Origin of the sequence: Aeoliella fuhlenseeensis (genome assembly GCF_052161615.1) — a bacterium.
Classification (GTDB): Bacteria; Planctomycetota; Planctomycetia; order Pirellulales; family Lacipirellulaceae; genus Aeoliella.
The window spans coordinates 2,302,912-2,317,574 of the sequence record NZ_CP197417.1 but is presented as its reverse complement, the minus strand read 5'-3'; the positions used below and the strand labels follow the sequence as shown (position 1 = coordinate 2,317,574).

Genomic DNA, 14,663 nt, shown 5'->3' with positions numbered 1-14,663 from the left:
TGTCAAAAGGTAACCGGGCGGGTCGGCATCGTCCACTCGGGGGCGGGCGGAGCGAGCTCGGACTTGGCGAGTTCGGCGGGATCGCCCGTATATTCGATACCGGCGATACGCAAAAAATTGGCCAGCATCGCGTAGCCGCACTCCGTGAGCACCGACTCGGGATGAAACTGCACTCCCACCAGCGGAAGCTCGCGATGCGCAAACGCCATCAACGTTCGCTCGTCGATGGTCCAAGCCGTGGGAACAAGAACTTCGGGTAGTGTGGTCACGTCTGCCACCAGCGAATGGTAGCGCCCCACTTTGGTCGGCGTGGGAATGTCTTGGAACAGGCCCTCGCCAACGTGTTCGATCTCCGAAGCCCGTCCATGCCAAGGACGACGCCCGCGAACCACTCGCCCGCCGAGCGCCTGCGCAATGGCTTGATGCCCGAGGCAGACACCGAGCATGGGCGCCTCTTTGTGCAGCGATGCCACCAGCTCCAGCGACACTCCCGCTTGGTCCGGTGTGCAGGGGCCAGGCGAAAGGACAACGGCTTGCGGCTCAAGTTGCCGAACATCGGCGACGCTCACCGCGTCGTTACGCACCACGCGCGTCGGCACCCCCAGCCGCTCGAAATAGCGAGCCAGGTTGTGGACGAAGCTGTCGTAGTTGTCGATGACCAGAATCATAGTCGTGTTACTCGCGGGCCTTCAGCATCCCACGCGCCTTGTGCCAAGTTTCTTCGTACTCGCGCCGCGGGTCGCTTTCAGCAACAATGCCGCCGCCGGCCGACATTTGCCACCAGCCACCACCGGCGGTGATGGTGCGAATCAACAAGTTGCTGTCCATTGCCCCGTCGAAACCAATGTAAGCCAGCGAGCCGCAGTAGGCGCCACGGGCCGTGGGTTCGAGCTCGGCGATGATCTGCATCGCGCGAACTTTGGGCGCACCGGTAATCGAGCCGCCGGGGAACGCAGCGCGGATTAAGTCGATGGGCGTGCATCCCGTCTGCAATCGCCCCTCGACCACTGAGACCAAGTGCTGGACGTAGGCGTACGACTCGAGCCCGCAAAGCTGGGTGACGCGAACGCTGTCGGGCTGGCAGACGCGGGCGAGGTCGTTCCGCAGCAGGTCGACGATCATCAAATTCTCCGAACGATCCTTCGCGCTCTGCGTCAGTTCGTCGCCGGCGAACAAATCGGCTTCGGGCCGCGCGGTGCGGGGGCGGGTACCCTTGATGGGACGTGTTTCCACCGCATCGCCACGCACTTCGAGAAAACGCTCGGGCGAGGCACTCGCCAGTTGGTAATCGCCTAGATCGAGGTAGCCCGCGAACGTCGCCGCGTTGCGCACGCGAAGTCGTTCGTAGAGTTCTACCGATGTGCTACTGGGTGGCATTAACAGCCGCTGCGACAGGTTCACTTGAAAGATGTCGCCCGCGTGGATGTACTCCACCGCTTTCGCCACGGCCGACAAATAAGCCTCGCGTGAGAAGTCGCTGGTAATCCCTTCGGAAACGGGGAACTGCGGAGCCGTGATTTCAACCTTATTTGAACTCGCGACCAAATTCGGCTTCGGCGGCGACGTGAGACGCTCGTAAAACTCGTCGCAACGCGCGGTCGCGCGGCGAAGCCGGTCTTCGGGATTGGAGGCGGGGAAGCCTTGCGAGATGATCCACGCCGCGCCGCTCTGATGATCGAACGCCACGACCACGTCGTACAGGCCCATGGCGAGTGCCGGCACTTGGAACTCGTCGTATTGTGGGCGAGGGAGTTGTTCGAGGCTGTGGCACAACTCGTACCCCAACAGCCCCGCCGCACCACCTTGAAACGGTGGCAGATCGGGCAGCGTCGGCACCTGGAACGGTTCCCACTGGCGGGCGAGTTCCGCGAGCGCGTCGCTCCCATCCGCCGGCACCGTGATCCACTCGAACGGATCGGCCGCGACGAACGAGTAGCGGCCCAAGTCGCGATGGTGCATCGCACTATCGAAGAACACCACGTGCGGTAGCGCGGCTAGCGAGCGAAACGCGCTGAGGCTCGTCACCGATTCGGGCAGCGCGCGGACCACCGGCGTACCGGGGGTGCCCGGCACTCGTTCGAACTCGGAAGTGAGCGGAGCAGCAGTCATTCGCGGGTGGGTCGTTTCGCTTTCAGGTAGTGCCGGGCTTCGTCGCGAGTCAGGTGCCCCCAGTCGAGAGGTTCGTCCTGCTGGTACTGTTTATCGAGCACGACGGCAGTGAGGGCTTTGCACATCTCGTAGCCCAGGTAGAACGCGTGGCTCGCATCGAGGTTCGCCGGCGGAGCGCCACTTGAACCACTTTTCAACAACCGATCCATTAATGCGAAAGGATCGCGATCGGCAAGGTGCAGGGCGTGCGATACCAGATGAACTTCGCCATTGTTCGTGAAAATACGAAAATTGTTGTCCTTGATTTCGGCGGCGAGCCGGTCGAGGTCTTCGGTCGTTGGCTCGGTGACTTTGGGATCACGGAGCGTGACCAGTCGCGTGTCGAGGTGCTTGGGAAGTACACCGTGGTGAATGGCGTGATGCACCAACTGCCGGCCGAGATCACACTCGCGAACACTGGAGCGGGCCCAGTTGATCACTTCGGTCGTAAGCACGCTGCGAATGCCGAGTTCCTGACAAATGGCGAGCAGCATCACGTTGACGCCGGCCGAGTCGACGTCGGTCAGTTCGGTCAAGTTACCGATGCCCATCATCATCTCGGCGTCGGGATAACGGCGACGCGTCGTCATGTACCGTTCGAGGCTCGCGGCGAATCCAAAGCCAATCGGTTCGAGGATCGGATCGATTCGCAGCGGCACGCCGCGCGTGGCAAGGTACTCAATCGTTTCGTCGAGCCCCGCGAGCGTCTTGGGATCGTCCGGAACGGCGACGACTTCGGCCCCCCAGTCGATCGCCGCCTCGCGATTCGAGCTGTTCACCGAGAGCACGAGTTCCGCCCCCGCCTCGACCGCGGGGGCAATCTCACGCGGATCGAGGCTGTCGATCGACACGCGCAGGCCAAGATCACGAACTGCACGCACAGCGTCCGCCACACCAAGCCACGGCCCGCCGGGATCGCAGCCAATGTCGATCAAGTCGGCACCGCTTGCCGCGTAGCGTTTGGCGATCGTCAGGATTTGTTCTAGCGACAGCCGCGGACAGTTGTTGATCTCGGCGAGGATCTGGATGTCGTGCTCGCCGTAGCCGGTGAGATCGCGCTGTTGTCCAAAGTGCTCGGGCAGCCGTCGCAAGTCGCGGGGGCCGAACTCGACAGGGCGTTCGCCGGCGAGCGCGACGATCGGCGCCGCATTACCTTCGCAGTATCCTGGCAAGATGATGCGAGTAGCTTTAGGATCGACGGCGAGCTTCTTGGCGATCCACTCGGGCGTCATCAGCGCCGCGACGGTGATCGGTAGAACGCTGATCGTGTAGTCGAAGTCGAGCTTCGTGGCGAGCGACACCACCGCATCGCGGAGCGCGTGCTCGGCGAGTCGACCGGTGACGAATTGAAGGTGCTCGCGGGACACAGTTGCTACAGTCTTTGGAGTATGCGAAGCGTGGAAGGGCAGGGGGCTACTCGCGGTAGCTCCCCGCGAAGCCGCCGTTGATGGGCAGCACGTGCCCAGTGATGAAGCTGGCCGCGGGCGACGCCAAGTACACGGCAGCCGCGGCGACGTCTTCCGCCGTGCCCCAACGACCGACGAGCGCCTCGCCCCGTGCGCGGCGATCCCAGTAGTCGCTGCCTCCGCCGCTCCACTTGGTGCGAATCCATCCCGGTGCCAGGCAGTTCACGCGAACGGTTGGTGCGAGCGACTTGGCAAGGCTCTTGGTGAACGCCATGACGGCTCCCTTGACCGTGGCGAACATCTCGCCGCTGTCTCCTTCCATGCCAACGTCGGCTTGGTCCCAACCCATATTGAGGATCACGCCATGACCACGCTCGCGCATCTGCTCGCCGATGGCGCGTGAAAGGTCGATGGTCGCGCGGACATCGACCTGCCAGAGCGCGGCAAGCTTCTCGTCGAACGACCAATTAGCCGCTTCGCCCGTCAGCACGTCGACGCCGGCGTTGTTCACGAGGATATCGAGCGGGCCAACCTCCGTGACAAGTTGCTCGCACGCCTTCGGATCGGCCAGGTCGAAGGTGAAATGCCGCCCACCTGCGCCGGTGGCAGCGATCAACTTGCGTACCTCGACCATGCCAGCCGTGTTGCGGCGGGTATGGAGATGAACGTCGGCTCCCGCAGCGGCAAACGCCAATGCGATTGCGCGGCCAATGCCGCTGGAGCTGCCAGTGACGAGCGCAGTTTGCCCCGCTAGTGGCTGCGGGTTTTTGATGTCGGAAGGCGAGGGAGTCATGAGGTTGCCGTTGTTCATCCGCTGGCCGCGGCCTACCATCTAGGAACTGCCGCGAGAACTCAACGAACCTCTACTATACAAGGTCGACCAGACCATGTCGTCGGACCCCCTGCCAACCGATACGATTCGCACCAGCCCACCTGCGAGGGCATGGTGGAGACGGTGGTTTCCGCTGGTGTGGTGGGGGTTTTTGCTGATCCTCGCGGCGGCGATTGTCCTACTCGGCGAGCGAGCCGTCGACTCCGATGTCCGCGTCGTGGCGCTCATCGTGCTGGCGAACCTAGCCTGGTTGGTGCCGCTTGTATGGCTCCTGTTCTCTTGGCCGCCGATCAAGTCGCTTCCTGCCGGCAAGCGGTGGCTGTTGCGCGGCGTGGTCATGGCGGTCGTCGCCGCCGCGTTCTCGAGCATCGATGTCGATTACGATGGTGATGGTAGGTGGAAGGCGCTACGCTTCACGTGGCAAGCGGATCCTGACGAACAACTGGCAACACTTTCCACCACGCGTGTCGCCGAGAACTGGCAGACCACGCCCCAAGACTATCCCCGCTTTCTTGGAAATGGGTACTGGGCCGAAGTCGAAGGGGTGAATCTCTCAGCCGATTGGAAAGCATCGCCGCCAGAACTTTTGTGGAAGCAACCGATCGGCGCGGGGTGGTCGGCGTTTGCGATCGTCGGCGAGTACGCGCTTACCCAGGAACAACGCGGTGCCGACGAGCTCGTGGTGTGCTATCACGTCCCCACCGGCGAAGTCGTTTGGACGCACGCCGACCCCTCGCGGCACGATCCGGGCGACATGCAAGCGGGGCTCGGAGGCATTGGTCCGCGTGCAACGCCGACCATTCACGAAGGCCGGGTCTACACGCTGGGTGCGCGGGGTACGCTAAATTGTCTCGCAGCGCAAAGTGGCGAGGCGATCTGGACGGTGGATCTAGCTACGTTCGGACTGAAGCCACTGGTGTGGGCCGATTCGAGCTCGCCACTCATTGTGCCGGGCGCTGGCCTGGTGGTTGTAGGTGGCGGTCAATCCGCCGACGGACATTCTATTGTGGCGGTCCGCCTAGAAGACGGAAAGCTTGCGTGGCAGAGCGGCCCGCCGATCACGTCGTACGCCTCACCCGTCTACGCCGAAATCGCCGGCGTGCCCCAGATCGTCGTCGTCAACGAATCGTCCGTCGGCGGATACGATCTGAAGAGTGGCGAAGAGCTATGGACATTCGAACAACCCGGCAGTTCGTCCGGCAGCGCCTCGTGCTCGCAGCCCATTCCGCTGCCCGGCGATCAGATTCTCGTCAGCAAGGGTTACGGCGTCGGCGCAAGGCTCGCTCAGATCGAGCGCGACGCCGACGGCAATTTCGGGGCTAAGTTGCTATGGGACAAGACGGTGCTTAAGACCAAGCTGTCGAACTTGGTGATCCGCGACGGCCACGCGTACGGGCTCGATCATACGTTTCTCTCCTGCGTCGAGATCGAGTCGGGCCGAGTGAAGTGGAAGAAACGCCGCTCACCGGACTTTGGGCACGGTCAGGTGCTGCTGGTGGGTGACAAACTACTGGTCACCACGGAGTCGGGCGAAGGAGTTCTGGTCGAGTGCACGCCTAAGAAGTACGTGGAGCTCGCCGCAATGCCGATGCTCGACGAAGGGGTTTGTTGGAACAATCCGGCGCTTTCGGGACCGCTGCTGCTAGTTCGTAGCGACCGCCAGGCCGCGTGCTATCGCCTTCCGCTTGGGGGCGACGCGGCCGACGATTCGGCGAAAGAGTGAAGCAGACCTCCGAAAATGTGCCCCCACTTGGCGATACCTCACGCTTGGGGGAGTGTTAGATGACTCCAGCGGCGGATTTTCCATTTCAGACCTACGTAGCCACTTCCCATGCCTAAAGTCCTAGTGCTTCGACTGCTGTTCGCAGTCGCCCTCGCCCCGTCGCTTGCCGTATTCGCCCAAGGTCCACCGCCAGGAGGCGAAGGTCGCGGCGGCCGTGGCGGGTTCGGTTTTCCTGGGATGCCGGGCTTTGGCGGACGAGGCGAGACGAAGCTGGTCGAGAAGTTTGACGAGAACAAGGACGGTTGGCTAAACACCGAGGAGCAAGCCGCCGCCCGCGAGTCGCTAGCTTCGGGCGACGGGGGCGAAGGAGGCCGTCGGCGCGGACCGCAGTTCGGTCGCCGCGGTGGTGGCGAGCCTCCGAAGCCGGGCCGCAAAGTATCGCCGGACGAAGTCGAACAGTTCGCCGACGAACCGCTCTACTCGCCAGATGTTTTGCGGACCATCTTCATCGACTTCGAATCGAAGGACTGGGAGAAAGAACTCGAAGCGTTCAAAGGTACCGACGTCGATGTCCCCGCCACGGTAACCGTCGATGGCAAGACCTATCCTGGCGTGGGGGTGCACTTCCGCGGTGCGTCGTCCTTCATGATGATCCCGGCGGGAAGCAAGCGCTCGCTCAATCTGTCGTTTGATACCGTCGACGACGAGCAGCGACTCTACGGTTACAAGACACTCAACCTGCTTAATGGCAACGGTGATCCCTCGATGCTGAGCAGCGTGCTCTATTCGGAAATGGCCCGCGAGAACCTGCCGGCTCCCAAAGCCAACCTGGTTGAAGTCGTCATCAACGGCGAAAGCTGGGGCGTGTTCGCCAACGTCCAGCAGTTCGACAAGGTGTTCCTGGAAGAGAACTTTGATTCGAGCAAAGGCACGCGTTGGAAAGTGCCCGGCAGCCCGATGGGCGATGGTGGGTTGCGTTATCTGGGCGATGACTTGGCCGAGTACAAAACACGCTTCGAGATGAAATCGAACGATGGCGAGAAGGCGTGGAATGCGCTCATTGAGCTGTGCCAAGTGCTAAACGAAACGCCGACCGAAGAGCTCGTAGAAAAACTGGAGCCGATGCTCGACATCGACCAAGCGATTTGGTTCCTGGCGTACGACAATGCCTTCGTGAACAGCGACGGCTACTGGACTCGTGCCAGCGACTACTACTTGTATCGCGATGAGAAGGGTGTGTTCCACCTCATTCCGCACGACATGAACGAGGCGTTCCACTCGGGTCGCGGTGGCCCTGGCGGCCCAGGAGGCTTTGGACCTCCTCCCGGCTTTGGCCCCCCTCCGGGTTTTGGACCTCCTCCCGAAGGCGCTACTCCCGAAGGAGCACCTCCCCAAGGCCCACCCCGCGAAGGGGAGGGAGGGCGAGGTGGCTTCGGCCCTCCGCCCGGATTCGGTCCTCCCCCCGAGGGCTTTGGCCCTCCTCCCGAAGGCTTCGGCCCTCCTGGCGAGCGTGGTCCTGAGGGACGCGGTCGCGAAGCGGGACGGCGCGGCGGTCGCGGAGGACGAGGTGGTCGCGGTGGCTTTGGCGGCCCTGGGGGCCCCGGTCACGGTGGCGTGGATCTCGATCCTCTGGTTGGGCTTGATAACGAGCGGATGCCGCTGCGTAGCCGACTGCTGCAAGTTCCCGAACTCCGTGAGAAGTACCTGGAGCGTGTTCGGTTCATCGCCGAGGAGCAACTCGATCCGGAGAAGTTCGCCAAGCGCGTGGATCACTACCGGCAGTTAATCCAACCTGCGATCGAGCAGGACACGCGCAAACTTTCTACCACCGAAGCGTTCGTCAACGCCACGGCTTCGGATGAGAAGGCCGCGGAAGGTTCGCTTCGGCATTTCGCCGCCGAGCGGAGCAAGTACCTGAAAGAGTACAAAGCCCCCGCAAAGCCGGCTCAGGAAGCCAAAGACGACGAAAACTAATTTCGCTCCGGCCCCTTGGCCCGAATGCTTATTTCATAAATTTTTGTGAGGAAACATTTCCACCACCCCGCCGGTCCGGCTATAATGCGGCCCGGCGGGATGGCTACCGGTCCCGCAATCGACGCTCCCTTTCTCCTTAGGAGTACGGACCCATGCCAGGCGGAATGTTGGTTCTTCGCGCAGTTGTTGCCACGTTGTTCGTTAGTTGCCTCGCGAGCGCATCGTGCTCACGCGGTGCCGAAGTGAAGATCGACGTCAACGTCGATCGGCCTACCGTGGCGATCAGCCCCGTGCTCTACGGCTTGTTCTTCGAGGACATCAACTACGGGGCCGATGGTGGCCTCTACGCCGAGCTCGTTCAAAATCGCTCGTTCGAGTACTACCCGGTCGATGGTTGGGCACAAAACAGTCGTCAGTTGCACCCGCTGTTTGCTTGGTCGAAGGTCGAGCGCGAGGGTGGCAAGGCGGAACTCGCGGTGAAGACCGACGAACCGCTCAATAAGAAGAACACGAAGTACCTCGAACTCAAGCTTGCCGGCGACGGTCAGGCCGGTGTTCGCAACGAGGGCTTCGGTGGCATCGTTGTTGAAAAGGGCGCGAAGTACGACTTCTCGGTCTACGCCAAACGCACCGAAGATCATGACGCCCCGCTGGTGGTAACGCTCGAGACCAAGGATGGCGAGGTTCTCGGTTCTGCAACTATCGATGGCATCAGCGACCAGTGGACCAAGTACGAAAAAACCATCACGGCCAGCGACTCGGCCGCCGACACGCAGCTAGTGCTAGTGACGAATGGCGGTGGCAAGTTAATGCTTGACATGGTGTCGCTGTTTCCTCAGGACACCTTCAAAGGCCGCAAGAATGGGATGCGAAAGGACCTGGCTCAGTCGCTTGCTGACCTAAAGCCCGGTTTTCTGCGTTTCCCCGGTGGGTGCATTGCCCACGGTCAGGGCCTCGCCAACGCCTATCGCTGGAAAGACACCGTTGGCGATGTCGCCGAGCGTAAGCCGAACTGGAACTTGTGGGGCTACCATCAGACTTACGGCCTTGGCTACTTCGAGTACATGCAGTTGTGCGAAGACATCGGCGCCGAGCCTCTGCCCGTCGTGCCGCTGGGCGTGGCGTGCGGCTTCCGTCAGCCGTTCGATTTCGCGCCGATGGAAGACCTTCACGAATGGATCGACGACGCCCTGGATCTAATCGAGTTCGCGAACGGTCCGGTGGATAGCGAGTGGGGAGCTCTTCGCGCGGCGATGGGTCATCCCGAACCGTTCAATCTCAAGTACCTCTGCCTCGGCAACGAGGAGCACGACACGCCGGAAGTTCGTGAGCGATTCCCGCTGTTTGTCGACGCGATTCGCAAGCAGTATCCCGACATCAAACTCATCGGTACCTCCGGGTTGGGCCCCGAGATTCCATTGTACGACTTGATGACACGTACCAACGTCTACAGCTCGGACGAGCATTACTACATGCAGCCCGGCTGGTACCTTGATAACGTGCGTCGCTTCGATGCCTTTGATCGTGCGAAGCCCAAGGTGTTCGTGGGCGAGTACGCGTCGGAAGACAACCGCCAATTCAACGCGGTGGCCGAAGCGGCGTACCTGACCGGCATCGAACGGAACGCCGACATCGTCGATATGGCGTGCTATGCCCCGCTGTTCGCCAAGTACGGATCGACCCAGTGGACCAAAGCCGACCTCATCTGGTTCGACAACCAGCAATTGGTGAAGACGCCGAATTACTACGTGCAGCAACTCTTTAGTAGGAACAAGGGCGACGTTTACCTCGACAACACCGTCGAGATGTCCGAGCGTGCCTTGTCCGACGAGAAGTACGCAGGGCGTGTCGGCATCGGCACTTGGCGGACCGGCATTGAAGTTGAATCGGCCTCGCTCGATGGCAAGCCGCTGGACTTCTCGACTTGGGAAGTCGAACAAGGCGACTTCGTCCTCAAGGATGGTGTCTACGCCCAGCGCGACCGCAACATGGAAGCCGCGGTGAGCATTGCCCCCGAGTCGGCGACGGGCGAGAAGTCGGTCTTCAAGGTTCGCGCACGGAAGACCGGAGGGAACGAGGGCTTCCTGCTAGTGTTTGGCCATGGTGACAACGGCAACTACTGGTGGAACGTCGGCGGCTGGGGCAACACCGAACACGCCTTACAGCGAAAAGGTGGTCAAGATCGTCTCGCGGCCAAGCGCGGACGCATCGAAAACAACCGCTGGTACGACCTCCGCGTCGAACTCGAACCGGGCCGCATTCGCTGCTACCTGGACGACGAACTGGTACACGACTACCAGCCTCTGGCTCCCGAGGTGGTCGCTTCGCCCACGTTCGACAAGTCGACAGGCGAACTTTTGCTGAAGATCGTGAACCCTGGCACCGAGGCGGTCACGGCCAAGGTGAACTTGCAAGGCGAACTCTCACTGGGCGACGAAGTCCAGGTGACCACACTCGCCGGAGCGCCAGAGGCGATGAACAACCGCGAGTCGCAGCCCATCGAGCCCGTCGAATCGACCATGCCCGCCACGCCGACGATGTCGATCGAACTGCCACCCACTTCGGTGCAGTTGCTTCGCGTGAAGGTGAAGTAGCACCGTGCGGTGGAACGCCGATCCTCATGGTGGCGGCACAGTGTGCGGATGTTGGCACCCATCGTGGGATATCAGATCACACTGGTTTCGCAAAAGTGGTGTTAATTGGCCCGAAAATCGACGCATGCGCGCGAGCTTTCCGGCTTGTACCTGAGATATCATGGGGCGATTGATGGCAGCAAGCATCCGTTGCCATAGGTTCTTCCATGACCACACAGGTAGCCCCGCACATGAAGTTTCAGTTCCCGTCGGAATCCAAACCAAGCCGGCGTAGCGTTCTGGTGGCGATGTGCTTTCTCCCCAGCCTGCTGGCCTCGCGCTGGTCGACGGCTGCGATGAAGTCTCCCTCCCAGGGATCCTGGACACTGGCAATATTGCCTGACACGCAGATCTATTCGCAGAATTTTCCCCAGCACTTCGACGCGCAAACGCAGTTCCTGGTCGACAACGCCGAGAAGCTGAACCTGAAGTACGTCCTGCACGAGGGCGATATCACCAACCGCAACACAACCGACCAATGGGACAACGCCCTGAAGTCGATGTCCATGCTCGATGGCAAGGTGCCTTACGCGATGGCCCCCGGCAATCACGACTACGGGCCGAAGGGCAACGGCGCGACGCGTGAAAGCTACTTCAACGAGGATCGGTACTTCGGCCCCAACAGCTCCTACGCCGCTCAAGGGTCGATTGGTGGGTTCTTCGAGGAGGGGAAGACCGACAATACCTGGCATGAGTTCGAGGCAGGTGGCAAGAAGTGGCTGGTGCTTGCCCTCGAGTGGGGCCCCCGTGACGAGGTGGTCGAATGGGCCAATAAGGTGGTTGAGGATCACCCCGATCATCAGGCAATGCTGGTCACCCACGCCTACATGTACTACGACGACACCATCTACGACTGGAAGAATAAGGGGCCCAAGCAAAATTGGAACCCTCATGCCTATGGCGTCGAAAAGGCCACTGGTACCTCGGTCAACGATGGTCAGGAGCTTTGGGAAAAGCTCGTCTCAAAGCACCCCAATTTCCGGATGACCTTCAACGGGCACGTGCTCCAGGACGGTGCCGGTTTCCGCTCGACGCCCGGTGAGCATGGGAATCCCGTTCATCAGATGCTGGCTAACTACCAGATGAACAAAGAGGGTGGCCAGGGCGATATGCGGCTGCTAGAGTTCCTGCCCGACGGCAAGACGGTCAAGGTCCGCACCTACTCTCCCGTGCTCGATCGCTACGACGAACGCCCCCATCAGCAGTACACGCTGAACCTCGAAGAGCTGGCCAACTTCACCAAGTAGCAGACCGGAGAGTCGTCCTACGAAACAAGCCGTGGTGTTCCGGAATAGAACACCACGGCTTTGCTATTTACGGCGATGAAATGGTACTTCTAGTGCCGCAGCATGACGACCGGCAAGTGAGCCAGTCGCAGTACGCGCTCGGCGACCGAACCGATCAGTAGCCGGCGGAAGCCGGTGCGGCCGTGCGACGCCATCACGATCGCGTCGGCTTTGATGGCTTCGGCCTGCTCGACGATGCGATGCCCCGCGTCGCCAAAGGCAACGTGAAAGTTCAATCCGTTGTACCGCGGGTCGGCGAAGTACTTGGCAAACGCCTCGTTGACGTTCTTCCGCTGCACGTCCTCACTGAGCGACTCCCAAACCACGCCTGGCGTGGTGACATCCAGATCGGCCGCCACGTGAAGCACGTGCACTTTGTCGCCGGCGTCAGCCATCGCCAGCGCTTCGTCCACCGACTTAATGCTGTCGTCGCTGAAGTCCACCGGCACTAGGAGCACCTTGTTCTCAAACCAGTTTTTCATTGCTAGGGTTCCTTAGCCGCATGTTCGAATACGATTAACTCGAGCCGGTCGTTACCGGAGTGATCTCAGTGCCACTCTCGGCGCCACTTTCGGCATTCGAGGTCGAATGAGCCTCGCGTGGCCGGACCGTTAGCACAGGGCAGTGGGCCGTACGCACTACGGTATCCACAACGCTGCCTAACAGCAACCTGGAAAGCCCTGTCCGCCCGTGCGATCCCATGACCACAAGGTCCACGTCGTGTTCATCGGCAAACTCGATGATCGTCCGCGCGGGGGTGCCGAGCAACAGGTGTCGCTCGAACTCCACTTCGGCCGAGGGTGGCGAAACGGCTTCAAGTAGCACCTGCGACTCGTGCTCGATCTGCTGCGTGAAGTCGGCCAGGTAACCCATGCCGGTGTACTCGGTCGTGTAGGCGGCGCTTTCGTCGACTACATGCAGCAAGTACAACCGGGCGCCGGTTTCCTCGGCCAGGTACGATCCGTAGGCGAGGGCCTCTTCGCTGGACTTCGAAAAGTCGGTGGGGCAAAGGATTGCGCGAAGTTTCATGGCAGTCTCCAATCGAAAAGAGAGGGTGCCATATCGCTTCAAATCGAACGCTTGGCACCCGAGGGTGGGGGTAATCTTTATCAATGCAAGTTCGATGCCAGTCTCCTGAAGCGCCGGACGCTTAGAAATAGGCAAGTTTCCAACTCGCTGGTGAGCCCGCCATGAAAAATCTGTGCGTGTTCGCACAGCATTCCGGCGAAATGACTTGAATTGCGAGACAAGGGACCCCACAATCGTGGACTGGTGCGGAAACAACCACCCTCGCACACGACGGTGGTAGGGAGAGGGTATCGAAGACGGGTGAGGCTCGATGATGGACCAATCGCGTGAAAAAGGCCAACGCGACGACCGCCACGAGCGCGAGGCCCGGTTGCAAGCCATCCTCGACACGGCGGTCGAAGCCATCATCACCATCGACGAGCGCGGACGCTGCGAGTCGATGAACCGTGCCGCCGAACGCATGTTTGGGTTTTCCGCGGACGAGGTGCTCGGCCAAAACATCTGCATGTTGATGCCCGAGCCCTACCGCTCCGAGCACGACGGCTACCTCGAGGCCTACCTCACCACGGGCGTTCGTCGCATCATTGGCATCGGCCGCGAAGCGATCGGCCGCCATAAAAGCGGTCGCGAATTTCCGATGCATCTGTCGGTGAGCGAGATCCTTCTCGAGCGTGGCCGGCTCTTCACCGGCATCATTCGCGACCTTACCGAGCCAAAACAAGCCGAGCAGCGGGTGATCCAAGCCGAACGGCTGGCGCTGTTGGGCGAAGCCACCGCGCGGCTGGCCCACGAAGCCCGTAACGCCTTGCAACGAATCCAAATCGCCGTAGAAGTCGCCCGCAACCTGGAAACTGAAAACCCGCCGGTTCAGCATCAACTCGATGCCATCGAGCGCGCGAGCGATGCGCTGAACGCCCTGCTCGAAGAACTCCGCAACTACGCCGCCCCGCTGCACTTGGAGCGTAAGGCCACTTCGCTTGCGTCGGTGTGGCGCGAGGCTTGGAATTCGCTAGACCATCACCGCTGTAAACGCGACGTTCGCCTGATCGAAGAACTCCCTGACAACCCGATGGAGTGCCGCATCGATCGCTTCCGACTCAGCCAAGTGTTCCGCAACTTGATCGAGAACGCTCTGGCCGCCTGTAGCGATCCGGTGGAGTTTTCCATCTTCGCCGAATCCTCGGCACTCGATGGCGAGCCCGCCTGGCGGGTGATGGTTCGCGACAACGGCCCCGGCCTCAACGACGAGCAGCGGGCCCGGGTGTTCGAGCCGTTCTACACCACCAAGGCCAAAGGCACCGGCCTCGGCATGGCCATCGCCCGCCGCATTCTCGAGGCCCACGGCGGCACGATCGCGGTGGCCGCTAACCCGAACGGGGGTGCCGCGTTTGAGTTGACCGTGCCGGTAAATCCCCCCGTCTCGAAGTAAACGCGGCAACGCGACGCCCACCCCAAGTGTGCGTGTGCCAAAGCGGCGCACTCGCGCGCGACGTTCGCACGCTTTCGCGAAGTTGAAATCGCCCCGATACGCGAAGGCCCGCGTTTTCGCGACCTTTCCCGCGATAGCCAGTTTGGTATGCGAGTTGCCTAACAGAAACCAATGGCAGCCGACACTTCGGTTCAGCGTCATTC

At 61.3% G+C, this 14,663-nt stretch carries 11 protein-coding genes; 5 read left to right on the top strand and 6 right to left on the bottom strand.

Annotation, left to right across the window (positions count from 1 at the left end):
* Window positions 1-2: 2 nt before the first annotated feature.
* The 4 genes from SH292x_RS08945 to SH292x_RS08930 are packed head-to-tail and all read right to left on the bottom strand — an operon-like array spanning window position 3 to window position 4,386.
* The gene (locus tag SH292x_RS08945; RefSeq protein WP_442485256.1) at window positions 3-668 is read right to left on the bottom strand and encodes an anthranilate synthase component II; all 666 of its coding nucleotides are present in this window, start codon (window positions 666-668) and stop codon (window positions 3-5) included.
* A gap of 7 nt (window positions 669-675) precedes the next feature.
* Window positions 676-2,109, bottom strand: a complete 1,434-nt coding sequence (locus tag SH292x_RS08940; RefSeq protein ID WP_442485255.1) for an anthranilate synthase component I family protein — start codon at window positions 2,107-2,109, stop codon at window positions 676-678.
* Entirely contained in the window at window positions 2,106-3,515 is a 1,410-nt protein-coding gene (locus SH292x_RS08935; protein ID WP_442485254.1) for a DUF6513 domain-containing protein, read from the bottom strand. Before SH292x_RS08935 ends, SH292x_RS08940 begins: the two co-directional genes overlap by 4 nt.
* Window positions 3,516-3,561: 46 nt before the next feature.
* Window positions 3,562-4,386, bottom strand: coding sequence for an SDR family NAD(P)-dependent oxidoreductase (locus tag SH292x_RS08930; RefSeq protein WP_442485253.1), 825 nt, complete (start codon window positions 4,384-4,386; stop codon window positions 3,562-3,564).
* Window positions 4,387-4,441: 55 nt separating this feature from the next.
* Between SH292x_RS08930 and SH292x_RS08925 the strand changes: the two genes are divergently transcribed.
* From SH292x_RS08925 to SH292x_RS08910, 4 genes are all read left to right on the top strand, one after another.
* Window positions 4,442-6,109 (top strand): outer membrane protein assembly factor BamB family protein, encoded by a 1,668-nt coding sequence (locus SH292x_RS08925; protein WP_442485252.1) that lies wholly within the window; start codon window positions 4,442-4,444, stop codon window positions 6,107-6,109.
* A 108-nt stretch (window positions 6,110-6,217) separates the two neighbouring features.
* Window positions 6,218-8,083 (top strand): CotH kinase family protein, encoded by a 1,866-nt coding sequence (locus SH292x_RS08920; RefSeq protein WP_442485251.1) that lies wholly within the window; start codon window positions 6,218-6,220, stop codon window positions 8,081-8,083.
* Between the two features lie 152 nt (window positions 8,084-8,235).
* Window positions 8,236-10,677, top strand: coding sequence for an alpha-L-arabinofuranosidase C-terminal domain-containing protein (locus SH292x_RS08915; protein WP_442485250.1), 2,442 nt, complete (start codon window positions 8,236-8,238; stop codon window positions 10,675-10,677).
* 206 nt (window positions 10,678-10,883) lie between these two features.
* The gene (locus SH292x_RS08910) at window positions 10,884-11,963 is read left to right on the top strand and encodes a metallophosphoesterase (protein ID WP_442485249.1); all 1,080 of its coding nucleotides are present in this window, start codon (window positions 10,884-10,886) and stop codon (window positions 11,961-11,963) included.
* A gap of 89 nt (window positions 11,964-12,052) precedes the next feature.
* Here SH292x_RS08910 and SH292x_RS08905 read toward each other — a convergent pair whose 3' ends face one another.
* Together SH292x_RS08905 and SH292x_RS08900 are read right to left on the bottom strand one after the other, a co-directional pair.
* Window positions 12,053-12,484, bottom strand: a complete 432-nt coding sequence (locus SH292x_RS08905; protein WP_442485248.1) for a universal stress protein — start codon at window positions 12,482-12,484, stop codon at window positions 12,053-12,055.
* Between the two features lie 34 nt (window positions 12,485-12,518).
* Window positions 12,519-13,031, bottom strand: coding sequence for a universal stress protein (locus tag SH292x_RS08900; protein WP_442485247.1), 513 nt, complete (start codon window positions 13,029-13,031; stop codon window positions 12,519-12,521).
* 310 nt (window positions 13,032-13,341) lie between these two features.
* On the opposite strand from SH292x_RS08900, the gene SH292x_RS08895 reads away from it, so the two are divergent.
* Window positions 13,342-14,460, top strand: coding sequence for a two-component system sensor histidine kinase NtrB (locus SH292x_RS08895; RefSeq protein ID WP_442485246.1), 1,119 nt, complete (start codon window positions 13,342-13,344; stop codon window positions 14,458-14,460).
* Window positions 14,461-14,663: the final 203 nt, after the last annotated feature.